The following is a 22,300-nucleotide window of genomic DNA, read 5'->3' as shown; positions in this document are numbered from 1 at the left end:
CATGTGCGGGATCGTGGGCGTCATCGGCAAGGCCCCTGCAGCGCCGCTGCTGCTGGAGGCGCTGCGCCGCCTCGAATACCGCGGCTACGACAGCGCCGGCATCGCCACGCTGGTCGACGGCCATATCGAGCGCCGCCGCGCCGAGGGCAAGCTCGGCAACCTCGCCGGCGTGCTGGAGCGCGACGCGCTGCCCGGCACCACCGGCATCGGCCATACCCGCTGGGCCACGCATGGCGCGCCGACCGAGCGCAACGCCCACCCCCACAGCACCGCCCGCGTCAGCGTCGTCCACAACGGCATCATCGAGAACCACGCGGAACTGCGCGCCGAGCTGGAGGCGAAGGGCGCCGTCTTCGAGACCGAGACCGACACCGAGACCTTCGTCCGTCTGGTCGACGACTTCCTGCGCCAGGGCCATGAGCCGCAGGCCGCCTTCGCCGCCGCGCTGCGTCGCGTCCACGGCGCCTTCGCCCTCGCCGCCATCTTCTCGGGCCACCCACGCCTGCTGCTCGCCGCGCGGCAGGGCGCGCCGCTCGCCGTCGGCTTCGGCGAGGGCGAGATGTTCGTCGGCTCCGATGCGCTGGCCCTCGCCCCGCTGACCCGCCGCATCGCCTATCTCAAGGAAGGCGACTGGGTCGCCGTCGATGGCGAGGGCGCCCGCTTCTTCGACGCCGCGCACCAGCCGGCCGAGCGCCGCGTGACCGTCACCGCCGTCTCCGGCGCCGCCGTCGGCAAGGGCAACTACCGCCACTTCATGGAGAAGGAGCTGCACGAGCACCCCGCCGTGCTCGGCGACACGCTCCGCCAGTATCTCGACCCGAAGACGCTGGAAGTCCGCCTGCCGCGCCTGCCCTTCGACCCGGCGCGCATCGGCCGCCTCACCATCAGCGCCTGCGGCAGCGCCTTCCTCGCCGGCATGGTCGGCCGCTACTGGATCGAGCAGCTCGCGCGCCTTCCCGTCGATGCCGACGTTGCCAGCGAATTCCGCTACCGCAACCCGCCGCTGGCCGATGGCGGCGCCGCCATCCTCATCAGCCAGTCCGGCGAGACGGCCGACAACATGGCCGCCCTCCGCCTGCTGAGGGAGGCCGGCCAGCGCGTCCTCTCGGTGGTGAACGTCCCCGAATCCTCCATGGCCCGCGAGAGCGACGGCGCCCTGCTGACCGTCGCCGGCCCCGAGATCGGCGTTGCCTCGACCAAGGCCTTCACCGCCCAGCTCGCCGTGCTCGCCTGCCTCGCCATCGGCTTCGGCCGCGCCCGCCGCGAGCTCTCGACACTGGACGAAGGCCGCCTCGCCCAGACGCTGCTGGAGGTGCCGAGCCACGCCGCCGCCATCCTCGAGCAGGACGCCCAGATCCGCGAACTGGCCATGGAGGTGGCGAAGGCCCGCGACGTGCTCTTCCTCGGCCGCGGCGCGATGTACCCGATCGCCCTCGAAGGCGCGCTGAAGCTGAAGGAGATCAGCTACATCCATGCCGAGGGCTATGCCGCCGGCGAGATGAAGCACGGCCCGATCGCGCTGATCGACAGCGACGTCCCGGTGATTGCCCTCTGCCCCTCGGGCCCGCTCTTCGAGAAGACGGCGAGCAACCTGCAGGAGGCCGCGGCCCGCGGCGGCCGCGTCATGGCCTTCACCGATGCGGAAGGGGAGGCGGCCCTCCGCCGCTTCGCCGAGCGGGTGATCGTCCTGCCGAGGATCGGCGAATTCGCCACCCCGATCCTCTACGCCATCCCCGTCCAGCTCCTTGCCTACCACGTCGCCGTGCTGAAGGGCACCGATGTGGACCAGCCCCGCAACCTGGCGAAGAGCGTGACGGTCGAGTAGCTACTCGCGGCCCAGCGTCCGCCCCACCAGCTCGGCGATGTCCTGCCGCTGGTAGGGCTTCGGCACCACCGAGGCCGCCTCGGCCAACTCGGCCGGCAGGTCGAGCCCCATGCCGTAGCCGGTGGCGAAGGCGAAGGGGATGCCCGCCTTGTGCAGCGTCAGCGCCACCGGCAGGCTGGTCTGGTCGCCGAGATTGACATCGAGCAGAGCAAAGGCGAGTTGCCGGCCGAGCCGCTTCATCACCCCGAGCGCAGCGGGCACCGTCCCTACCACCTCGACCTTGTCGAAGCCGAGATCGAGCAGGATCTCCTCGGCATCCATGGCGAGCAGCGTGCTGTCCTCCAGCACCATGGCGATGCCGGAGACGCGCAGCGGTTGTGTCCGTCGCGGCAGCACCGGCGCCGTCTGCTGGCTTTCGACGCCGATCTGGACGAAGCGCGCGGGGACGGTGAAATCCGCCTCCAGCCCCTCCCGCAGGTAGCGCACCTCGGCCTGGCCCTGCAGCTCGAAGGGGATGGAGCGCTCGATCACCGTGGTGCCGAAGCCGCGGCGGTTGGGCGGGTTGACAGGCGGCCCGCCGCGCTCCCGCCATTGCAGGAGCAGCGTGTTGTCTGCCTGCAGCACCCAGCGCACATCGACGGTACCGTGCCGGTCCGACAGCGCGCCGTATTTCGCCGCATTGGTCGCCAGCTCATGGATGACGAGGGCGAGCACGGTCAGCGCCTGCGGCTCCACCAGCACCGGCGGCCCGTTGAGCTTCGTCCGCTCGGGCTGGCGGTCGCCGAGATAGGCGTGGAACTCGCTTTCGATCATCCCGCGCAGCGCGACCGGCCCCCAGCGGTCGTCGGTCAGCTGGTCATGGGCCCGGGCGAGGGACTGGATGCGCCCGTTCAGCACGGTGACGAAGCTCTCCAGCGTCTCCGCCGATTCCCGGCTGCGCTGCACCAGCGCGCGGATCAGCGCGAGGATGTTGCGCACGCGGTGGTTCAGCTCGGCGATCAGCAGCTCCTGCCGGTCGTTGGTGCTGCGCCGCAGGTCGGCCGCGCTGGCCGAGAGCCGCACCACGACCTCGAGCAGCGTGACACGCAACGCCTCTGCCACCCGTCGCTCGGATTCGAGCCAGGGCCCGGAGCAGCCCCGCACCTCCTGCTGCCAGGCCTCGAAGCTGCGGCGCGGATGCAGCCGGTCGGTGCCCTGCTCCGCCACCTTCGCCGGGTTACCGGCCCAGGCGATGCTGTGGACCATCTCGCGCCGGAACAGGATGAGGTAGTCCCGCGAGGCCCGCGAAATGGGAATGGCGAGCATTCCCGCCGCCACCTCCGCCTGCGCCGCCGCCGGCGGGTAATGCACGGCGATCTCCCGCGTGGCGAAGACCCGCGAGGTATCGGTCCGGTTCAGCATGGCGACGATGCCGGCGAGCATGTCCTCGTCCGGCGTCGCGCCGATCGTCTCGGTATGCGTTCCGGTATGGATGGCGGCGCCGTCGCAGGGGATCAGCAGCCGGATCTCCTCGGCGACACGCTGGAGCGTGTTGTCGATCTTCTCGTCGGAGGAGACAGCGGAGAGCACCCGCTCCTGCGCCGCCCGCGCCTCGGCGTCGTGCTGCGCCGCCTCCATCCGCTCGAAGCTCTCGATCTGCAGCGAGTAGAGCTGGCCGAACAGCTCGGCTGCGCTGCGCCGTTGGAAGCTCGGCAGCAGCGGCTCCGCATGGTGGCAAGCGATCAGCCCCCAGAGATCGTTCCCCCGCATGATGGAGATGGAGAGCGAGGCGGCGACACCCATGTTCCGCAGATACTCGATATGCACCTGCGAGACGCTGCGCAGCACCGAGGAGGAGAGGTCGAGCACCCTCTCGCCCGGCGTCGGCGCCGGCAGCACCGGCACCGGCACGGCCGCCGCATCGGCGATCAGCCGCAGCCAGTTGCGGCAGTAGAGGGCGCGCGCCTGCTTCGGGATGTCGGAGGCGGGAAAGCGCAGGCCGCGGAAGGAGTCCAGCCGCTCGGCCGTCGACTCGCCGACGACCTCGCCGGTGCCGTCGGCGTCGAAGCGGTAGACCATCACCCGGTCGAAGCCGAGCACCGCCCGCACCTGCCGCGCCGCGCGGTCATGCATGCCGGCGAGGTCGCGGGCGCGCAGCAGCCGCGACATCATGCCCTTCACCGTGCCCACCGCGTCGAAGCGCGGCTCGGCGGCCGAGGGCTCCGCCTCGATCACCATGATCGGCGACCCACCCGGGGCGAAATGCACGGCGACGTCATAGGGCGGCTTGCCGGCGATCAGCGGCAGGGAGAACAGCCGGTCGGTCTGGTGCTGCCCTTGCAGCCCCTGGAGCCGTGCGCGGATGTCATGCAGCGAGCCGCGGTCGAGCAGCTGGTCCAGCCGCCGCCCGACCACCGCCTCCGGCGTCAGGTTCAGGTGCTCCGCCACATTGGCCGAGGCGTGCCGCACCGTCCCGTCGGTCGTCGCCGAAAGCAGGAAGCCCCAGGGCTGCACCTGGCCGAGCTGGTGGATCGGCTCGCGGTCGCAACTGGTCAGGTCGAGGGGGGCATCGCTGGCCTGGCTCATGGACGAGGCTCTCGGCCGGGGAGAGGGTGATGCAATCGGCCGAACGGGGTCAGCGGCATGATGGGTGATGTGCTCGACACTGTCCGGTGGGCATCCCATGGCGACGACGCCGCGCCGGTTTCGCGAGCATCACCTGTCGGTCACACATGCTGCCCGCCGCTGCGCTGTCGAGGGGCATGCCCTTATTTTGACGTGTATGCGATGCCTTGTCATCCTGCGGTTGGGGTCACGCATCCGTCATGTGCCGGCAATGGTTGGCCTCCCGCCCGCTCGGCCGATGCGCTGGTGGGGCGTGCGGTGACAGGGGCGGGGAGGGTGCCTATCTTCGCCCCACAGGAGGAAACCCACCATGCTCGACACCATCGCCAAACTGCCGCTGAAAGACCCGGAGCTGTTCCGCCAGGCGAATTGCATCGACGGCCAGTGGGTGCAGGCCGACAGCGGCAAGACCATCACCGTCCGCAATCCCTCGACCGGCGAGCCGGTCGGCACCGTCCCCGCCATGGGCGCCGCCGAGACGCGCCGCGCCATCGAGGCCGCGCACCGCGCCCAGCCCGCCTGGCGCGCCATGCTGGCCAAGGACCGCGCCGCCATCCTGCGCCGCTTCTTCGACCTGATGATCGCCAATACCGACGACCTCGCCGCCATCATGACCGCCGAGCAGGGCAAGCCGCTCAGCGAGAGCAAGGGCGAGATCGCCTATGCCGCGAGCTTCATCGAGTGGTTCGCCGAGGAGGCGAAGCGCGTCTACGGCGAGACCATCCCGCAGAACGCCAAGGGCCGCCGCATCATCGTGACGAAGGAGCCGATCGGCGTCTTCGCCGCCATCACGCCCTGGAACTTCCCGGCGGCGATGATCACCCGCAAGACCGGCCCCGGCTGGGCCGCCGGCTGCACCGGCGTCATCCGCCCCGCCTCGCAGACGCCCTTCTCGGCCCTGGCGCTGGCCGTGCTCGCCGAGCGCGCCGGCATGCCGCCCGGCGTCTGCAACATCATCACCGGCCCCTCCGGCGAAACCGGCAAGGAGCTCACCTCCAACCCGCTGGTCCGCAAGCTGACCTTCACCGGCTCCACCGATGTCGGCCGCATCCTGCTCCAGCAATGCGCGCCCACCATCAAGAAGACCTCGATGGAGTTGGGCGGCAACGCGCCCTTCATCGTCTTCGACGACGCCGATCTCGACGCCGCCGTGCAGGGCGCCATGGCCAGCAAGTACCGCAACACCGGCCAGACCTGCGTCTGCGCCAACCGCATCCTGGTGCAGGACGGCGTCTACGAGGCCTTCGCCGCCAAGCTGAAATCCGCCGTCGAGGCGCTGAAGGTCGGCGACGGCATGGAACCCGGCGTCACGCAGGGCCCGCTCATCAACGCCGAGGCGGTGGAGAAAGTCGAGGAGCACATCGCCGACGCCACCAAGCGCGGCGCCACTGTCGTGACTGGGGGCAAGCGCCACAGCCGCGGCGGCAATTTCTTCGAGCCCACCATCCTCGCCAACGTCCCGCACGAGGCGATGATCTTCACCGAGGAGACCTTCGGCCCGGTCGCGCCGCTGTTCCGCTTCAAGACCGAGGAGGAGGCGATCGCGCTCGCCAACGACACCCCCTTCGGCCTCGCCGCCTATTTCTACGCCCGCGATGTCGGCCGCATCTTCCGCGTGGCCGAGGCGCTGGAGGCCGGCATGGTCGGCATCAACGAGGGGCTGATCAGCACCGAGGTCGCGCCCTTCGGCGGCGTGAAGCAGAGCGGCCTCGGCCGCGAGGGCAGCAATCTCGGCATCGAGGAGTATCTCGAGGTGAAGTACCTCGCCCTCGGCGGCATCGGCACCTAAGCCCGTACCCATGCCCGGGCTCCGGCCCGGGCACCCTCTCTCACCGCCCTGCCGCGATCTCCCTCGCCAGCGCCCGGTATTCCGGCTCCGGCCGCCCCGACAGCCGCTCAGCCATGCCGTTGCGGAAACGTGCCGGGCTGCCCGTCGCCGCCCGGCGAAACCATTCCAGCGCCGCTTCCGTCTGCCCCGCCGCCGCCAGCAGCGTCGCCAGGTTGAACTGGCCGCGGAAATCCCCGCCCTCTGCCGCCCGGCGATAAAGCGCCGCCGCCGCCACCGGATCGGGCGGCGCCTCCCAGCCCTCCTCTAGGAAGCGGCCGAGGATGTTCAGCGACTTGGCATGGCCCTGATCCGCCGCCCGCCGGTACCAGGCCAGCGCCGCGCGCCGGTCCGCCGCCATCCCCGCGCCGCGCCAGAGCATCCCCGCCAGATTGTACTGCGCCCAGTCATGCCCGGCCTTCGCCGCCGCCTGGTAGCAAGCCAGTGCCGCGGCCTCGTCGGCCACGCCGCCCCAGCCCATCTCGTGGCAGCGCCCGAGCATGTTGCGCGCCGCGGCATTCCCCGCCTCCGCCGCCACGCGGAACCACCCCCGCGCCGCTGCGGGGTCCTGCGGCACCCCGCGCCCATCCAGCAGGATCTGTCCGTAGAGCAGCTGCGCCTCGACGATGCCGTAGCGGGCGGCGGCGTCGATCCAGCGGGCCGCCTCCTCGGGTGGGCCTGCGAAGGCGGCGGCGAGGTCCTCGGCACGGGCCTCGCGCAGGGCATCGAGCGGGAGCGGCGGCATGTCCTTCGCATAGCGCGACTGCAATTCAATCGCAACTACCCCCGGCCGCTTGCCGGAACGGCTCCGGCATCGCAGGCTGGACGCGAAGGGCCCGCCCACCCAGATACGGACCCGGCACGGGAAGGCGCGCATGAGCACTTACGACTTCGACCTCTTCGTCATCGGCGGCGGCTCGGCCGGCGTCCGCTGCGCCCGCATCGCGGCCGGGCACGGCGCCCGGGTCGCCGTGGCGGAGGAGCGCTTCTGGGGCGGCACCTGCGTCAATGTCGGCTGCGTGCCGAAGAAGATCATGGTCAACGCCGCCGAATACGCCGGATGGGCGGACGACGCCCCCGCCTTCGGCTGGCAGATCGAGAAGGGCAGCTTCGACCTCGCCGCCCTCAAGGTCCGGCGCGATGCCGAGGTCGCCCGCCTCAACGGCATCTACGGCAAGCTGCTCGGCAATGCCGGCGTCACCAGCTTCGACGCCCGCGCCAGCTTCATCGACGCCCACACCCTCGATGTCGGCGGCAGGCGCGTCACGGCGGAGCGGATCGTCGTCGCCGTCGGCGGCCATGCCGTGAAGCCCGACATCCCCGGCGCCGAGCTCGGCATGCTCTCTGACGACGTCTTCGACCTGAAGGAGGTGCCGAAGCGCCTCATCGTCGTCGGCGCCGGCTACATCGCTCTCGAATTCGCCTGCGTCTTCGCCGCCTTCGGCGCCAAGGTCGATGTCGTCTACCGCGACATCCTGCCGCTCCGCGGCTTCGACCAGGACATCCGCGAGGCCCTGCCCGAGGCGCTGGAGGCCCAGGGCATCCACCTCCACCCCAACAGCCGCCTCGCCCGGCTCGACCACCAGGGCGGCCATCTCCGCCTCAGCCTGATGGGCGGCGAGGCGCTGGAGGGCGATGCCGTGCTCTTCGCCACCGGCCGCGTCCCCAACACGCGCGGGCTGAACATCGCCGCCGCCGGCATCGACTGCACCGCCCGCGGCGCCATCGAGGTCGATGCCGAGCACCGCACCACCGCCCCCAACATCTACGCCATCGGCGACGTCACCGACCGCCTCAACCTCACGCCGATGGCCACCGCCGTCGGCCATGCCCTCGCCGACACCCTGTTCGGCAACAACCCCCGCCATGCCAGCTACGACAACGTGCCCACCGCCGTCTTCACCTCGCCCCCCATCGGCACAGTCGGCATGACCGAGGCGGATGCGGCGGTGCAGGGCCCGGTGGACATCTACCTCGCCCGCTTCACCCCGATGCGCCACACCATCAGCGGCCGCCCCGGCCGCAAGGCCTTGATGAAGCTCGTCGTCTGCCAGCAGACGCGGAAGGTGCTCGGCGCCCATATGCTCGGCGAGGACGCGCCCGAGATCATGCAGGGCATCGGCATCGCCGTCTCGATGGGCGCGACGAAGGAGGATTTCGACCGCACCATCGGCATCCACCCGACCGCGGCCGAGGAATTCGTGACGTTGCGGACCCGCACGCGGGAAGCCGGTCTCCGTGCGGCGGCGGAATAGCTCGCGGGTTCACCTGCCCGCGCGGTTCGGCTAGGGTCGCCCCTTCAAAGGGAGAACGCATAGTATGGTTGCGCGCGGCTGGCATCCCGGCAGTTGGCGGGACATGCCGATCCGGCAGGTGCCGGACTACCCCGATCAGGCGAAACTGGCCGAGGTCGAGGCGCGGCTCGCCCGCTTCCCCCCGCTCGTCTTCGCCGGCGAGGCCCGGCGCCTCCAGGCCGCGCTGGCCCAGGCGGGCGACGGCCAGGGCTTCGTCCTCCAGGGCGGCGACTGCGCCGAGAGCTTCTCCGAGTTCACCGCCAACATCATCCGCGACACCTTCCGCGTGCTGCTGCAGATGGCGGTGGTGCTGACCTTCGGCGGCGGCACGCCCGTGGTGAAGCTCGGCCGCATGGCCGGCCAGTTCGCCAAGCCCCGCTCCTCTGACACGGAGAGCAAGGACGGCGTCACGCTTCCCTCCTATCGCGGCGACATCATCAACGCGCCCGACTTCACGCCGGAGGCCCGCATCCCCGACCCGTCGCGGATGGAATTCGCCTATCTGCAGTCGGCCGGCACGCTGAACCTGCTGCGCGCCTTCGCCACCGGCGGCTACGCGGATCTCCACCAGGTCCACCGCTGGAATCTGGGCTTCGTCGCCCGCAGCCCGCTCGCCGAGCGCTACCAGGACCTCGCCTCGCGCATCGACGAGACGCTTTCCTTCATGCAGGCCTGCGGCATGGACGGCCTGCCCCAGGTCCGCGAGACGGACTTCTACACCTCGCACGAAAGCCTGCTGCTGCCCTATGAGGAGGCGCTGACCCGCGTCGATTCCACCACCGGCGACAGCTATGCCTGCTCGGCGCATTTCCTCTGGATCGGCGACCGCACCCGCCAGCCCGACGGCGCCCATGTCGAGTTCCTGCGCGGCGTGAAGAACCCGATCGGCATGAAGGTCGGCCCCAGCATGGACCCGGACGAGCTGGTCCGCCTCACGGAGATCCTGAACCCGGCGAACGAGAAGGGCCGCCTGACCCTCATCTCCCGCATGGGCGCGGACAAGGTCGAGTCCAAGCTGCCGCCGCTGCTGCGCGCCGTGAAGCGCGCCGGCCGCAACGTCGTCTGGCTCTCCGACCCGATGCACGGCAACACGACGAGCGTCGGCGCCTACAAGACCCGCCCGTTCGATGCGATCCTGACGGAGGTCCGCCGCTTCTTCGACGCCCATGCCGCCGAGGGCACCCAGCCCGGCGGCGTCCATGTCGAGATGACGGGCCAGGAGGTGACGGAATGCCTCGGCGGCGCCCACCGCCTGTCCGAGGCCGACCTCGCGCTCCGCTACCAGACCTTCTGCGACCCGCGCCTGAATGCGGAGCAGTCGCTGGAGCTCGCCTTCCTCATCGCCGCCGAGCTGAAGGCCCGCCGCGCCCCTTCGATGCCGGCCCAGGCGGCGCAATAGCGATGGACCAAACCCCGCCCCGCTCTGCCTCGGATGCGGCCATCGCCGGCCGCACCGATGTCTATTTCAACCGCACCCGGGCCATCGTGCAGCGCTTCGGCGAATGCCAGGTGACCTATGCGGTCTTCCTCCGCCGCCCCGTCGTCAGCGCCCCGCGCCTGATGCTGGATTGGCTGGAGGGCGTCGCCCGCGACCGTGGCACGCAATTCGGCATCGAGGTGATGCACCCCGAGGGCACCTGGGTCGGCGCCGGCGACCCCATCCTCTACCTCACCGGCCCCTTCACCCAACTGGCCGACCTCGAGACCCTCTACCTCCAGAAGCTCGGCCCGCCCTGCGTCGCCGCGCACAACGCCTACCAGATGTGCCTGGAACTGCCGCAGGTCACCTTCCTGGCGATGGACGCTCGCCACTGCGCCGGCGCCGAGATGCAGGACATGATGGCCTATGCCGCGAGCGTCGGCAGCGCCGCCGCGAAGAAGGAGGGCGCCCGCGGCTTCGCTGGCAACGCCACCGACAGCACCGCCCACTGGTTCGGCGCCCCGCGCGGCTTCGGCACCATGCCGCATGCGCTGATCGGCTATGCCGGCAGCACCCTCCGCGCCGCGGAGATGTTCCACGAGACCTACCCGGACGAGAACCTCACCGTCCTCGTCGATTACTTCGGCCGCGAGGTGACGGATGGCCTCGCCGTCTGCCGCCGCTTCCCCGACCTCGCCGCCGAGGGCCGTATGGCCGTCCGCCTCGACACCCATGGCGGCCGCTTCCTCGAAGGCCTCGATCCCGCCGAGAGCTACGCCGTGCTGGAGCGCCACGCCCCCGGCGCTATCCGCCGCTACCGCTCGGAGACGGAGCTGCGCCACCTGGTCGGCACCGGCGTCTCCGCCGCCGCCATCTGGCGCATGCGGGAAGCGCTCGACGAGGCCGGCTTCCCCAAGGTCCGCATCGTCGCCTCCTCCGGCTTCGGCGTCGGCAAGTGCCGCGTGATGGCCGAAGCCAAGGCGCCGATCGACGTCGTCGGCACCGGCAGCTTCATCCCCGACAGCTGGTCGGAGACCTACGCGACGGCCGACATCGTCGCTTATGACGGCGTGCCACGCGTCAAGATCGGCCGCGAATTCCTTCTCCGCCGCAACGGCGAGCGCAAGCGCAACGGCCACAAGCCAGCCGTCTGAGGCAGGCGGCGGCTACCGCGTCAGCCGCCGCCGCTCCGTCTCGATCTGCCGCCGCTCCTGGTCGATCTGCCGCTGCTGCGCATCCAGCCGCCGGTCCGCCTCGTCGAGCTGGCGCATCCGGTCGTTCTCGCTGTAGCGCCGGTCGTCGCCGCCATAGCCGGGCCCGCCCGGCCGTTGGTCGGCGCGCGGGTCATAGCGCGGGTCGGTCCGCGCCGGCCCCTGCTGCCCGCCCTGGAGCTCCTGCCAGGCCCGCCCCAACCGCTCGCCGACATCCTGCGCCATGCCTGCCGTCGGGGCCGTGCCCATCGCGGCGACACCGAGCGCCGCGAGCATCACCATGCGCATATGCGTCCTCCTTCGTCTCTCTTCCGGGAGAAGCGCCCCGCAGCCGTCCCGGTTCAGCCGCCCCCGCTGGCAGCCCGGCCTGCTCCACGGCACACTGCGCGCGAACCACGTCAGGGGAGGGCCAGGGAATGGCACGCATCGGCTTCGTCGGTCTCGGCAACATGGGCGGCCCGATGGCCCGCAACCTGCTGAAGGCTGGGCATGACGTCACCGGCTTCGACCTCTCCGCCGGGGCCCTGGCCGCCTTCGCCGCTGCCGGCGGCACCCGCGCCGGCAGCGCCGCCGAAGCCACCGTCGGCGCCGGTTTCGTCATCACCATGCTCCCCGCCGGCCGCCATGTCCGCGACGCCTGGCTCGGAGTAGGGGGCCAAGGGGGGGGCATGGCCGCCGCCGCCGGCCCCGAAGCCATCCTGATCGACTGCTCGACCATCGACGTCGCCACCGCACGCGAGGTCGCCGCCGCCGCCGGCCGCCCGATGCTGGATGCACCCGTCTCCGGCGGCACCATGGGCGCCGAGGGCGCGACGCTCACCTTCATGGTCGGCGGCCCCGACGATGCCTACGCCGCGGCCACGCCCATCCTCTCCGCCATGGGCCGCAGCATCGTCCATTGCGGCGGCGCCGGCGCCGGCCAGGCGGCCAAGGCCTGCAACAACATGATGCTCGCCGCCAACATGATCGTCACGGCCGAGGCCTTCGTCCTCGCCGAGAAGCTGGGCCTCACGCATCAGGCGCTGTTCGACGTCGCCAGCAAGTCCTCCGGCCAGTCCTGGGCGCTGACCTCCTACTGCCCCGTCCCCGGCCCGGTCCCGGCCAGCCCCGCCAACCGCGACTACAAGCCGGGCTTCGCCACCGCCCTGATGGCGAAGGACCTCGGCCTCGCCCAGGACGCCGCGGCAACGGCCGGCGCGGTGACGCCCCTCGGCGTCGAGGCCTTGGCGCTCTATCGGCGCTTCCTCGAGGCCGGCAACGGCGATGTCGATTTCTCCGGCATCATCGGGATGCTCCGCGGCATGACGGAGAGGTGAAGGCCAGGCCGCAGCGGCCACGGCGATGGTCGGGAAGGCCTCCCGGCCCCTCCGGACCGCAGCGCTGGCCACGGCCGGACTCCCCTGGATCGCGCCGAAGCGCCACGGCTTCGGCCACCTCGCCTCGCCATCCACCGGCCTCGTGGCGAAGCCGGTCCTGTTGATCGACCGGCCCTGGCGACCTAGTCCGCCCCCGCCGCCAGCCGCCGCGCCTCCGCCACGCGCTCCTCCACCCAGAGGCTGTGGTGCTCCCGCGCGTAGTTGTAGTCGACGCGCCCCGTCGCCATCGCCTCGAAGGCGCCCTCGGTGCCGATGGTGCCGATGTAGATATGGCCGATGATCGCCGCCATCATCACCATCGCCATCAGCCCGTGCAGCACATGCGCCCATTGCTGGTTGGTGACGTTGTCGAGCAGCCCCGGCGCCATCAGCAGGTAGCCCGAGACCGCCGCCAGCACCCCGCCGCCGATGACGAACCAGTAGAGCGCCTTTTGTGCCGCGTTGAACCGCCCCGCCGGCGGATGCCCCTTCGCCGCCGGCCCGCCCGCCTTGATCCAGGCGATATCGACCCGGCTCGGCAGGTTGTCCCGCGCCCAGACCAGCACCATCGCCATCAGCCCGATGACGAAGGGGAAAGAGAGGAACTGATGCACCGCCTGCCCCGTCCAGGTCAGGGTGGTGAAGGCCTCCGCCCCGATCACCGGCCGCAGCAGCGTCCGACCGAAGGTGATGTTGATCCCCGTCAGCCCGAGCAGCACGAAGCTGACGGCGACCATCCAGTGGTTCATCCGCTCGAACAGCCCGTAGCGGTGCAGCGTCCGCCCCGACCGCCCCGCATCGATCCGCTGCGGCCCGCGCAGGAAGTAGAGCCCGGCCAGGATGAAGACGGTGCCGAGCAGGATCACCGCCCCGGCGATCGTCAGGATGCGCGTGCGGAAGCCGCGCCAGTCCCGCCCCGCGGGCTGGACGAGGATGCCCGCCGCCTGATTCGGGATGCTGACCGCGCCCTCGATCACGCCGCCCTGCTCCGCACGCTGCGCCTCGAGCGCCGTCGCATCGGTGTCGCTGCGCGCGGTGAAGGGCGGCGGCGCCACGATCGGCTCCACCGCCACGCGCGGCCGCGGCGCGATCGGCGCCGGCCGTGGCCCGCCGGTCTGCGTCTCCGGCGCGGTGCTCGAAGGTTGCTGGGCATTGTTCGCCCCGCCCCGTCCCGAGCCCACCTCGGGCGCCACCGACTGCACCGAGGGCGCGCCACCCGCCGGCGCCCCGGAGTCCTGCTGCGCCATCGCCCCGCCGAGCGGCAGCAGCAGCGCCAGCGCCATGACGAACCGCATCATGCCGGCAACTCCTCGCGGTAGGCCGTCCGCCAGCCCCAGGCGCCGGAGCCGTAGCCGCGCTGCTGCACCCGCTCCTTGTAGATGCTGGCGATGATCTCGCCGTCGCCCGCCAGCAGCGCCTTGGTCGAGCACATCTCCGCACAGAGCGGCAGCTTGCCCTCGGCGATGCGGTTGCTGCCGTACTGCATGTACTCGACGGCCGAGTTGTCCTGCTGCGGCCCGCCGGCGCAGTAGGTGCACTTGTCCATCTTGCCGCGCCCCCCGAAATTACCGACGCGCGGATATTGCGGCGCGCCGAAGGGGCAGGCGTAGAAGCAATAGCCGCAGCCGATGCAGAGGTCCTTGTCGTGCAGCACCAGCCCGTCCTCCGTGCCGTAGAAGCAGGCGACGGGGCAGACCGCGGCGCAGGGCGCGTCGGTGCAGTGCATGCAGGCCATGGAGATGGAGCGCTCGCCCGGCTTGCCGTCGCCGATGGTGACGACGCGCCGACGGTTGATGCCCCAGGGCACCTCGTGCTCGTTCTTGCAGGCGGTGACGCAGGCGTTGCACTCGATGCAACGGTCGCTGTCGCAGAGGAACTTCATCCGCGCCATCTTATGCGCTCCTGATCTGGCAGAGCGTCACCTTGGTCTCCTGCATGAAGGTCACCGGATCGTAGCCATAGGTGGTGACGGTGTTCGCGCTCTCCCCGAGCACGATGGGGTCGGTCCCCGGCGGGTAAAACCGCCTGCGGTCCTCGCCCTGCCACCAGCCGCCGAAGTGATAGGGCATGAAGGCGACGCCGCGCGACACGCGCTCCGTCACCAGCGCCTTCACCCGGATCCGCGCGCTGTTCTCCGGCCCCAGCACCCAGACCCACTGCCCCGGCCCGATGCCGCGCTCCGCCGCATCCGCCGTGTTGATCTCGACGAACATGTCCTGCTGCAGCTCGGCGAGCCAGGGGTTTGACCGCGTCTCCTCGCCGCCGCCCTCGTATTCCACCAGCCGCCCCGAAGTCAGGATGATCGGGAATTCCTTCGCCACCTGATGCGAGCGCATCTGGATGCTGAGGCCGAGATGCGGCACCCGGTAGCCGCGCCGGTCGCGCAGCGTCGGATAGGTCCCCGTCGGCGCGATCGCCTTCGGGTCGGCCGCCATCACCCGCGCCTGTTCCGGGGTCGGGATCAGGTCGAGGCGCGGCGTGTAGATCGGCTCGCGGTGAACCGGCACCGGGTCCGGCAGGTTCCAGGCGACGGCCCGCGCCTTGCCGTTGCCGTAGGGCAGGCAGCCATGCTCCATGGCGACGCGGATGATCCCCGCAGAGAGATCGGTGGACCAAGAGACGCGGTCGATATTCGCCCCGCCGACGCGGGCGATCGACTCCTTCTCATGCGCCGTCAGCTCGTCGAACCAGCCGAGCCGCTTGAGCACGGCGACGGTGAATTCCGGGTAGCCGTCCTGGATCTCGGAACCCTTGCTCCAGCTCCCCTCGGCGAGCAGCGTCTCCCCGTTCCGCTCCACGCCGAAGCGGGCGCGGAAGGTGCCGCCTCCTTCCTTCACATGCAGCGAGGTGTCGTAGAGGATGTGCGTGCCGGGGTGCTTCATCTCCGGCGTGCCCCAGCAGGGCCAGGGCAGGCCATAGATCTCGCCCTCCACCGGCGTGCCGGGCCGGCCGCGCAGCGTCGTTACGTCGAAATGCTCCTGGTTCTCCATGTGGTGGCGCAGCCGCTCCGGCGACTGCCCGGTATAGCCCAGCGCCCAGGTGCCGCGGTTGATCTCGCGGAGGATGTCCTCCACCACCACTACCCCGTCATTGACCTTGATATTCTTGAACATCTGGTCGGCGAAGCCGAGGCGCCGTGCCAGCGCATACATCACGTCATAGTCGTTGCGGCTCTCGAAGATCGGGTCGACGACCTTCTCGCCCCATTGCAGCGAGCGGTTGGAGGCGGTGCGGCTGCCCACCGTCTCGAAGCTGGTGCAGATCGGCAGCAGATAGGTGCCGTCGCGCCGGTTGGAGATCTGCGCATAGGTGGTCGGGTGCGGGTCGGCCACCACCAGCAGCTCCAGCTGCTCCAGCCCCTTCACCGCCTCCGGCATGCGCGTGACGGTGTTGCCGCCATGGCCCATGACGAACATCGCCTTGCAGTTCGTCGGCTGCTCGATCTGGTCCTTCGGTAAAACGACGCTATCGAACCAGCGCGTGCTCGGGATGCCGGGCATCTCCATGAATTTCTTGTCGACGAAGCGCGACAGCATCCACTCGTAGTCGACCTCCCAGACCCGGCTCCAATGCCGCCAGGCCGCCTCGTCGAGACCGTAATAGGCCGGCAGCGTCGAGACATCGAGGCCCATGTCGGTGGCCCCCTGCACGTTGGTGTGCCCGCGGAAGATGTTGGCCCCCGTGCCCGCGCTGCCGACATTCCCCGTCGCCAGCAGCAGGATCGAGAAGGCGCGCACATTCGCCGTGCCGACCGTCTTCTGCGTCGCCCCCATGCACCAGATCAGCGTCGCCGGCTTCTGCGTGGCGAAGACCTGCGCCATGCGCTTCAGCTGCGCCTCGGGCACGCCCGTCACCCGCTCCACCTCGCGCGGGTGCCACTTCGCCACCTCGCGCCGGATCTCGTCCATGCCGTAGACGCGCTGGTGGATGAACTCCAGGTCCTCCCAGCCATTCTCGAAGATGTGCCAGAGCATCCCCCAGATGACGGGGATGTCCGTCCCCGGCCGGATGCGCACGTAGTCTGTCGCATGCGCCGCCGTGCGGGTGAAGCGCGGGTCGACGACGAAGAAGTTCGACCGGTTCAGCTCCCGCCCCGCCAGGATGTGCTGGACGGCGATCGGGTGCGATTCCGCCGGGTTGCCGCCCATGACGATCATGGTCTTGGCATTGCGGATATCGTTGTAGCTGTTGGTCTGCGCCCCGTAGCCCCAGGTATTGGCCACGCCCGCGACCGTGGTGGAGTGGCAGATGCGCGCCTGATGATCGGTGTTGTTGCTGCCCCAGAAGGCGCCGAACTTCCGGAACAGGTAGGCCGCCTCGTTGGTGAACTTCGCCGAGCCCAGCCAGAACACCGCCTCCGGCGTGCTGCGCTCGCGGATCTCCAGAAGCTTGGCCGAAATCTCGTCCAACGCCTGGTCCCAGGAAAGGCGCCGCCATTCCCCGCCCACCAGCTTCATCGGATATTTCAGCCGCCGCCCGCCATGCACCAGCTCACGTACCGAGGCGCCCTTGGCGCAATGCGTGCCGCGGTTGATCGGCGACTCGTAGGCCGGCTCCTGCCCGGTCCAGACGCCGTCTTGCACCTCGGCGATGACGCTGCAGCCGACCGAGCAATGGGTGCAGACATTCTTCACCCGCTGGATCGGCACGGCGCGGCGTGGCGCCTCCGCCGCCTGCGTCATCCGCGGCGGCAGCACGCCGAGCGCCGCTAGCCCCGCGCCGCCGAGCCCCGCCTGCTTCAGGAAGCCGCGCCGGTCCGTCCCGCCCGCGCTCAGCCCTTGATACGCCCCCGCCAGCCGCTGCCTCGCTGCCTGGCCCTCGCTCCGCCGGATCAGCATGGCATTCAGTACCTGTTGGTGCGGTAGAAGGCCCGCACATGGTCGGTCTCGCGGTAGCGCGGCTTGCGCTTCTCCGCTTCGCTCTCCTTCTGCGGTGGCAGGCCGCCCGTGCCGCCATCCGCTTCGAAGGCTGCGGCCGGCGCCGCCACGGCCGCCAGCCCGAGCGCACCGAAGAAGCGCCGGCGCGCATTCAACCTGGGATCGTCCTGTTCGTTCATGCGAGGCCCCAATATCCAGGCGCCACCCGCACCCGGCCACTATGTTCAACGCCGCAAGCCGCGCCGCGTTCACCGCAACCCGCCGCACACATGCGGCGTTGCCCGGCCATGCGCCTCCTCCCCATCCTCGCCATCCTGCTCGCCCTTCCCTTCGCGGCCGTGGCCCAGGGCACGGCCCCCGCCCAGGGCGTCGACCGCCCGATCCCCCGCCCGGCGCCCGAGGCCGCGCCCCCGGCCCCGAAGCCCGGCGAGCTCACCAATGGCCGCCCGCGCACCGATCCCGGCGGCGGCGCCGCGAATACCGCGCCTGACACCACGGCACGCACGCCCCTGCCACCGGCCGGGCAGGCAAATCCCCCCAGCATGCGCTGACATCCCGCCCATGCGCATGAACGGCAGCAGCGGACCCGGGCGCCTCCTCACCGCGATCCTCGGCCTCGCCCTCCTGGCCACGGGTCCGGGCACGATCAGCCTCGTCCCCGACGCCATGGCGCAGATGCGGTCGAGCGGCGGCTACTCCCGCCCGGGCGGCGCCATGCGGTCGGGCGGAGGCTATGCGCGCACGCCTTCCTTCGGCGGCTCCCGCGTCGCACCGCGCACGCCCTCCAGCAGCGGCGGCTATGCGCGCCCCTCCCTGCCGGGCGGCGCCTATCCCCGGCGCCCCTCGGTCGGCGGCGGCTCCGCCTGGGACCGTTCCTATTCGCGCGAGCGCTCGGGCGATGCCCTCTCCCGCATGCGCGCCCAGCAGCGGCAGGCCCAGGAACAGGCCCAGCAGCAGACCCAGCGCCCGCAGCGCCAGCCCCCCTTGCCGCAAGCCCAGACCGATGGCGGCTGGTGGCGCGGCGGCGCCCGCACGCCCCCGGTCGGCCCGATGCCCGGCACCCGCACCGGCCGCAATGGCGGCTGGTACGGTGACCGTGGCTGGTCGCCGCAGGGCTTCCCCGGGATGCAGCGCAGCTTCGGCCTGTGGGACGGCGTTTTCCTCTGGTTCCTGCTGAACAATCTCGGCCGCGCCGGCTCCACCGACTTCTTCCACAACCACCGGGACGACCCGGGCTACCGGGATTTCCGGGCCCAGGCCGAGAGCCGCGCCCAGACCGACCCGGAGATCCGCCGCCAGCTCGACGAGCTCGACCGCCGCCTGGCCGAGCGCCAAGGCCAGCCGCGCGACCCGAACTACCTGCCGCCTGACGTGCCGCCCGAGGTCGCCACCGCGCCGCGCACGGATACCCGCACCCCCACCGCCCCGCCGGCAGAGGAGGGCGGCGGCATCCCCTGGCTCGTTCTGCTCGGCGGCGCCGGCGTCATCGGCTTCCTCGCCCTGCGCCGACGCAGGGCCGCGTCCTCCGCGCCCGGCACCACCCAGGCCGGCACCCCTCCCGCCCCCCGGACGAGGACGGACATGGCCCCCAACGCCCCGCGCTTCCGCCTCGGCATGACCATCACCTGCGACCCGACGCCCTTCCTGCTCGGCAGCGGCAGCATCAAAGTGCCGGCTCCCGCCTTCGCCCAGGGCGATGCCCGGGTCAGCGTGCAGGCGGTGGGCCGCATCCGCGAGGGCAACGAGGAGCTGACCCGGCTCTACCTGCCGGACGGCCGCAGCTTTTTCCAGGTCTATCTCGATGCCCGGGGCGAGGTTGGGGAGTGCCGTTACTTCGCCATCCTGGATGAGGTCTCACCGGCCGACGAGGCGGAGTGGGGCGCCTGGCTCGACCCGCAGCAGGGCATGATCGGCTGGCCCGAATTCCAGACCCAGGACGGCAAGCTTTACGGCCGGCACTGGTCCCCGGGCGCCGACCCGGTGCCGCCGCGTCCCATGCCCGAGACCATCGAGAGCCTCGAGGGCACCCGCCAGCGGCAGCAGCACGCCATGCTCTACGCGGCCGAAACCGGCCTCGCCGCGCCCGCGCCGCAGGTCGAATACATCCTCGTCTCCGCGGTGGAGGAGGGGGGCCGCGCCTGGGTCGAGGTCCGCGCCGGCATCGACATCAGCCCCGCCTCGCTCTCCCTCGCCTGACCCCCAACGATACCGGAGGACACCCCGCTTTGGATTCGATCCTGGAGACCCTCGGCTCCGGCCTGCCCATCCTGGTCCTGCAGCTGGCCGCCACCCTGGGGCTGCTGGCGATCGGCATCGCCTGCTACATGGCCGTCACACCCTTCCAGGAGGGGCGGCTGGTGCGCGAGGGCAATGCCGCCGCTGGCATCGTCCTCATGGGCGCGCTCGTCGCCCTGGCGATCCCGCTCGCCGCGACGCTGGCGACCAGCGCGGTCACGCTCGACATCCTGATCTGGGGCGCGGTCGCGGTGGTGGTGCAGCTCCTCGCCTTCCTGCTGACTGCCGCGTTGTTCCGTGGCCTCCGCGCGATGATCGAAGCGGGCAATGCCGGCGCCGCCTGCGTCGTCGTCGGCATCCAGCTTGCCATCGCGCTCATCAACGCCGGCGCCATGGCCGGCTGACCCAGCAACCCAAGCTTTCATCAAGGAAACGCCAGCATGATCTCCTTCATCCGCAACCTCGTCGGGGTCAAGACCGATCAGGCCGTCCAGGGCGCCGTCGAGGCGCTGGTCCGCTGGGACCCGCAATCCGCCACCGAGGCCGAACTGCGCGGCATGGAGCAGCATCTCGACGAGCTCGGCCGCCAGGTCGCGGAGGCCCGCCAGGCCTTCGACCGCGAGCAGCGGGAGGCCGATGCCATCGGCCAGCTCTCGCAGCAGCGCATGGCCGCGGCCGAGCAGCTGCAGGGGCGCCTGCAGGCGGAATCGGACCCTGCCCGGAAGGCCGAGCTGGAGCGCAGCCTCGCCACCCTGGTCGGCATGCTCGAGCAGATGGCGCCCGACATCGACCGCGAGCGCCAGGATGCCGCGGATGCCGCCAACTTCCTGCACATGCTCGAGGACACCTATGCCCAGGCCGGCCAGAAGCTGAAGGGCGCCCGCGACGCGTTGAACCGCGCCCAGCGCGACATGGGCCGGGCCGAGCAGCAGCGCGAGGTCGCCGAGCGCCGTGCCGAGGCCGCCCGCCAGGCCGCCGGCCTTTCCAGCGCCACCAGCGGCCTCTCCGTGGCGCTGAAGGCGATGCAGGACAATGCCGCCCGCAACCTGGCCGCGGCGGAGGCCGCCAACTCCAAGGCGAAGCTGCTGCAGCCGAGCCGCCCGGAACAGGACGACCCGAACATCGCCGCCGCCATGGCCGCCGCCTCCGGCCGTCCCGCCCTGCCGAACACCCTGTCGGACCGGTTGGCCGCGCTCCGCCAGAAGCAGCCCGCCGCGCTACGCCAGCTCAACGCGCCGGACCGCGGCTAGCAGTCTGTCGGATGCCCACCAGGCCTGAGATCGGCAATCTGTCCGCTATGACGCAGATCATTCCATTCTGCCGCGATCAGGCCTTTCTGCTGCCGCTTGCCGTGAAGGATCAGTTCTCGCGGATGACGTGACGCCTTTCGTGGCGGCGGTGGACCGGACGCCGCCCGGGGCGTCGTAGTGCAGCCGATCACGGGCAGCAGGCGCAGCATCACCTGCGCCTGCTGCCAATGTCGCTGATCTACTCCCACGCCAACGGCATCTTCTCTGCGCGCCGCGTCGAAAGGACGCCGCACCATGACCTTGAGGTGCTTTACCGGACGGCGAAGCTGCATCCCGACCATGACACCGTCGCCGGCTTCCACCGCACCAACTGCATTGCCTTCGATGTGGCCTTCCTGCAGCTTCTGTTGCTGGACCGATGCCACCGAATTCAGCCCCAACGCTTCGAGGATTCGGTCGGTGCAATGACCGGGCAGAGGTGCGGCGCTCCAAGCCACGATTGACATCCACTACCTGACCGCTCGCGCCGAGGCGGAGGCGGCGAGCCGGAGTACCGGGCCGAAGCGCACCGCCCATGAGGCTAGAAGGGCAGGCGCGGCCGCCCAGGCCGCCGAGGACGACCCGCCACCCGAGCGGCAGGCCACCTCACCGGTCCCGGCAGCGCCCTGACGCGCCGCCCCGATGCCACGAGTGCCGCCAGGCTTATGATGCCCGGCTGTCGCCTGCGCCGAGGGCTTGCAGCGGACCCTCCCCAACCCGCTGCTGCATCAAGCTTTGCAGCAACCACGCCCGGCATGGAGCGAGGCATCGGCCTGCTACAGACCGTCCTCGCTACCCTGGCAAAGCCGGAAACCCAAGGCGCCGGAGACCGCCACGCCCGCCGCCAACAAACCCAACGGGGCGATAGTGCCTGATGCCTCGGCCCGCGCCTGATGAGCACGGGCAGTAACTCGGCACCTCCACACCCAGCTCTCGTTCACACTACATTAGGTTGTATGACGAGAAATTTACTCTCCTTGAAGTTGCATCAAGATTTGCATGAAACTAGGGTGAATTTACAAATCGCCGATGCGGTAATGAAAGCATCGGTTGCGACACCGGAGGACAAAATGTCTGGCAGTATCAGCAATCTGACAGTGCTTTCCCCGGTCGTTCTCGATAGGTCGGCTAATTACAACGTGAATGTCGGAGTTGCGGGTAGCATTACGGTCACACGAGATGCTGCCACGCCACCAGACGATCCTGTCGTAGTTACATTCAACACTTTGACAGCTCCGTTACTTACTACCATTACAGTCAGCCAGGCCTATCTCGATATCGACGGCATAGAGTCCATCCGGGATCATATTGTTTCCTGACATAGCCTTCGGAGCATGCGGCGGGCGGAAGCCCATCGCAGGAAGG

Annotated in this window: 19 protein-coding genes; 11 read left to right on the top strand and 8 right to left on the bottom strand. The window is 70.5% G+C overall.

The genetic code is table 11. The annotated features are described in order from the left end of the window. The first annotated feature begins 1 nt into the window (after position 1). Positions 2-1,825, top strand: a complete 1,824-nt coding sequence (gene glmS, locus JMJ56_RS28695) for a glutamine--fructose-6-phosphate transaminase (isomerizing) (protein WP_202835177.1) — start codon at positions 2-4, stop codon at positions 1,823-1,825. Here glmS and JMJ56_RS28690 read toward each other — a convergent pair whose 3' ends face one another. Beyond that, a complete protein-coding gene (locus JMJ56_RS28690; protein ID WP_202835176.1) occupies positions 1,826-4,390 on the bottom strand; it encodes an HWE histidine kinase domain-containing protein in 2,565 nt (854 codons plus the stop codon). A gap of 349 nt (positions 4,391-4,739) precedes the next feature. On the opposite strand from JMJ56_RS28690, the gene JMJ56_RS28685 reads away from it, so the two are divergent. Next, complete coding sequence (locus JMJ56_RS28685) at positions 4,740-6,218, top strand: NAD-dependent succinate-semialdehyde dehydrogenase (RefSeq protein WP_202835175.1); 1,479 nt, start codon at positions 4,740-4,742, stop codon at positions 6,216-6,218. Between the two features lie 40 nt (positions 6,219-6,258). Here JMJ56_RS28685 and JMJ56_RS28680 read toward each other — a convergent pair whose 3' ends face one another. After that, positions 6,259-6,999 (bottom strand): tetratricopeptide repeat protein, encoded by a 741-nt coding sequence (locus JMJ56_RS28680; RefSeq protein WP_202835174.1) that lies wholly within the window; start codon positions 6,997-6,999, stop codon positions 6,259-6,261. A 130-nt stretch (positions 7,000-7,129) separates the two neighbouring features. Here JMJ56_RS28680 and gorA point away from each other — a divergent pair, with 130 nt between their 5' ends. The 3 genes from gorA to JMJ56_RS28665 all read left to right on the top strand — a co-directional run bounded on the left by gorA (position 7,130) and on the right by JMJ56_RS28665 (position 11,122). Then, positions 7,130-8,509 carry a glutathione-disulfide reductase gene (gorA, locus tag JMJ56_RS28675; RefSeq protein ID WP_202835173.1) on the top strand — a complete coding sequence of 460 codons (1,380 nt, stop codon included), beginning with the start codon at positions 7,130-7,132 and terminating at the stop codon, positions 8,507-8,509. Positions 8,510-8,573: 64 nt separating this feature from the next. Further along, the gene (locus JMJ56_RS28670) at positions 8,574-9,947 is read left to right on the top strand and encodes a class II 3-deoxy-7-phosphoheptulonate synthase (protein ID WP_202835172.1); all 1,374 of its coding nucleotides are present in this window, start codon (positions 8,574-8,576) and stop codon (positions 9,945-9,947) included. A gap of 2 nt (positions 9,948-9,949) precedes the next feature. Next, complete coding sequence (locus JMJ56_RS28665; protein ID WP_202835171.1) at positions 9,950-11,122, top strand: beta/alpha barrel domain-containing protein; 1,173 nt, start codon at positions 9,950-9,952, stop codon at positions 11,120-11,122. Positions 11,123-11,134: 12 nt separating this feature from the next. Here the strand turns inward: JMJ56_RS28665 and JMJ56_RS28660 are convergent, their stop codons facing one another. Then, positions 11,135-11,467 (bottom strand): hypothetical protein, encoded by a 333-nt coding sequence (locus JMJ56_RS28660; RefSeq protein WP_202835170.1) that lies wholly within the window; start codon positions 11,465-11,467, stop codon positions 11,135-11,137. A 128-nt stretch (positions 11,468-11,595) separates the two neighbouring features. Here JMJ56_RS28660 and mmsB point away from each other — a divergent pair, with 128 nt between their 5' ends. Next, the gene (gene mmsB / locus JMJ56_RS28655; protein ID WP_202835169.1) at positions 11,596-12,495 is read left to right on the top strand and encodes a 3-hydroxyisobutyrate dehydrogenase; all 900 of its coding nucleotides are present in this window, start codon (positions 11,596-11,598) and stop codon (positions 12,493-12,495) included. A gap of 182 nt (positions 12,496-12,677) precedes the next feature. On the opposite strand, the gene JMJ56_RS28650 is transcribed toward mmsB, so the two are convergent. From JMJ56_RS28650 to JMJ56_RS28635, 4 genes are read right to left on the bottom strand one after another with little or no spacing between them, the layout of a single operon-like run. Continuing rightward, positions 12,678-13,832 carry a formate dehydrogenase subunit gamma gene (locus tag JMJ56_RS28650; RefSeq protein ID WP_202835168.1) on the bottom strand — a complete coding sequence of 385 codons (1,155 nt, stop codon included), beginning with the start codon at positions 13,830-13,832 and terminating at the stop codon, positions 12,678-12,680. Next, positions 13,829-14,425: a formate dehydrogenase FDH3 subunit beta gene (gene fdh3B / locus JMJ56_RS28645; protein ID WP_202835167.1), complete on the bottom strand. Its 597-nt coding sequence runs from the start codon at positions 14,423-14,425 to the stop codon at positions 13,829-13,831. Before fdh3B ends, JMJ56_RS28650 begins: the two co-directional genes overlap by 4 nt. A gap of 1 nt (position 14,426) precedes the next feature. Continuing rightward, the gene (locus JMJ56_RS28640; RefSeq protein WP_202835166.1) at positions 14,427-17,372 is read right to left on the bottom strand and encodes a formate dehydrogenase subunit alpha; all 2,946 of its coding nucleotides are present in this window, start codon (positions 17,370-17,372) and stop codon (positions 14,427-14,429) included. 5 nt (positions 17,373-17,377) lie between these two features. Continuing rightward, positions 17,378-17,590, bottom strand: a complete 213-nt coding sequence (locus JMJ56_RS28635) for a formate dehydrogenase (RefSeq protein WP_202835165.1) — start codon at positions 17,588-17,590, stop codon at positions 17,378-17,380. Between the two features lie 108 nt (positions 17,591-17,698). On the opposite strand from JMJ56_RS28635, the gene JMJ56_RS28630 reads away from it, so the two are divergent. Genes JMJ56_RS28630 through JMJ56_RS28615 form a run of 4 tightly spaced genes read left to right on the top strand, consistent with a single transcriptional unit; the run spans position 17,699 to position 20,896 of the window. After that, positions 17,699-17,962 (top strand): hypothetical protein, encoded by a 264-nt coding sequence (locus JMJ56_RS28630; RefSeq protein WP_202835164.1) that lies wholly within the window; start codon positions 17,699-17,701, stop codon positions 17,960-17,962. Positions 17,963-17,978: 16 nt separating this feature from the next. Continuing rightward, on the top strand, positions 17,979-19,607 hold the full coding sequence (locus JMJ56_RS28625; RefSeq protein ID WP_236038755.1) for a DUF2491 family protein: 1,629 nt from the start codon (positions 17,979-17,981) through the stop codon (positions 19,605-19,607). 29 nt (positions 19,608-19,636) lie between these two features. Further along, on the top strand, positions 19,637-20,050 hold the full coding sequence (locus JMJ56_RS28620) for a DUF350 domain-containing protein (RefSeq protein WP_202835163.1): 414 nt from the start codon (positions 19,637-19,639) through the stop codon (positions 20,048-20,050). A gap of 36 nt (positions 20,051-20,086) precedes the next feature. After that, positions 20,087-20,896, top strand: coding sequence for a hypothetical protein (locus JMJ56_RS28615; RefSeq protein ID WP_202835162.1), 810 nt, complete (start codon positions 20,087-20,089; stop codon positions 20,894-20,896). Here the strand turns inward: JMJ56_RS28615 and JMJ56_RS28610 are convergent. Then, positions 20,893-21,393: a hypothetical protein gene (locus tag JMJ56_RS28610; RefSeq protein ID WP_202835161.1), complete on the bottom strand. Its 501-nt coding sequence runs from the start codon at positions 21,391-21,393 to the stop codon at positions 20,893-20,895. The two genes, JMJ56_RS28615 and JMJ56_RS28610, sit on opposite strands and share 4 nt — an antisense overlap. Before the next feature lie 552 nt (positions 21,394-21,945). Between JMJ56_RS28610 and JMJ56_RS28605 the strand changes: the two genes are divergently transcribed. After that, positions 21,946-22,254, top strand: coding sequence for a hypothetical protein (locus tag JMJ56_RS28605; protein WP_202835160.1), 309 nt, complete (start codon positions 21,946-21,948; stop codon positions 22,252-22,254). Positions 22,255-22,300 lie beyond the last annotated feature (46 nt).

The sequence above is a fragment of the Belnapia arida genome (assembly GCF_016773205.1).
Classification (GTDB): domain Bacteria; phylum Pseudomonadota; class Alphaproteobacteria; order Acetobacterales; family Acetobacteraceae; genus Belnapia; species Belnapia arida.
Note: the sequence above shows the minus strand (reverse complement) of the source record. Positions and strands in the feature narration are given on the sequence as shown.

What these genes read in the sequence shown, in the direction of transcription:
- JMJ56_RS28650 (WP_202835168.1), bottom strand. Translation starts at nt 13,832, where the DNA reads ATGATGCGGTTCGTCATGGCGCTGGCGCTGCTGCTGCCGCTCGGCGGG.
- JMJ56_RS28665 (WP_202835171.1), top strand. Translation starts at nt 9,950, where the DNA reads ATGGACCAAACCCCGCCCCGCTCTGCCTCGGATGCGGCCATCGCCGGC.
- JMJ56_RS28615 (WP_202835162.1), top strand. Translation starts at nt 20,087, where the DNA reads ATGATCTCCTTCATCCGCAACCTCGTCGGGGTCAAGACCGATCAGGCC.
- JMJ56_RS28630 (WP_202835164.1), top strand. Translation starts at nt 17,699, where the DNA reads ATGCGCCTCCTCCCCATCCTCGCCATCCTGCTCGCCCTTCCCTTCGCG.
- mmsB (WP_202835169.1), top strand. Translation starts at nt 11,596, where the DNA reads ATGGCACGCATCGGCTTCGTCGGTCTCGGCAACATGGGCGGCCCGATG.
- glmS (WP_202835177.1), top strand. Translation starts at nt 2, where the DNA reads ATGTGCGGGATCGTGGGCGTCATCGGCAAGGCCCCTGCAGCGCCGCTG.
- gorA (WP_202835173.1), top strand. Translation starts at nt 7,130, where the DNA reads ATGAGCACTTACGACTTCGACCTCTTCGTCATCGGCGGCGGCTCGGCC.
- JMJ56_RS28640 (WP_202835166.1), bottom strand. Translation starts at nt 17,372, where the DNA reads ATGCTGATCCGGCGGAGCGAGGGCCAGGCAGCGAGGCAGCGGCTGGCG.
- fdh3B (WP_202835167.1), bottom strand. Translation starts at nt 14,425, where the DNA reads ATGGCGCGGATGAAGTTCCTCTGCGACAGCGACCGTTGCATCGAGTGC.
- JMJ56_RS28685 (WP_202835175.1), top strand. Translation starts at nt 4,740, where the DNA reads ATGCTCGACACCATCGCCAAACTGCCGCTGAAAGACCCGGAGCTGTTC.
- JMJ56_RS28690 (WP_202835176.1), bottom strand. Translation starts at nt 4,390, where the DNA reads ATGAGCCAGGCCAGCGATGCCCCCCTCGACCTGACCAGTTGCGACCGC.
- JMJ56_RS28625 (WP_236038755.1), top strand. Translation starts at nt 17,979, where the DNA reads ATGAACGGCAGCAGCGGACCCGGGCGCCTCCTCACCGCGATCCTCGGC.
- JMJ56_RS28680 (WP_202835174.1), bottom strand. Translation starts at nt 6,999, where the DNA reads ATGCCGCCGCTCCCGCTCGATGCCCTGCGCGAGGCCCGTGCCGAGGAC.
- JMJ56_RS28670 (WP_202835172.1), top strand. Translation starts at nt 8,574, where the DNA reads ATGGTTGCGCGCGGCTGGCATCCCGGCAGTTGGCGGGACATGCCGATC.
- JMJ56_RS28635 (WP_202835165.1), bottom strand. Translation starts at nt 17,590, where the DNA reads ATGAACGAACAGGACGATCCCAGGTTGAATGCGCGCCGGCGCTTCTTC.
- JMJ56_RS28660 (WP_202835170.1), bottom strand. Translation starts at nt 11,467, where the DNA reads ATGCGCATGGTGATGCTCGCGGCGCTCGGTGTCGCCGCGATGGGCACG.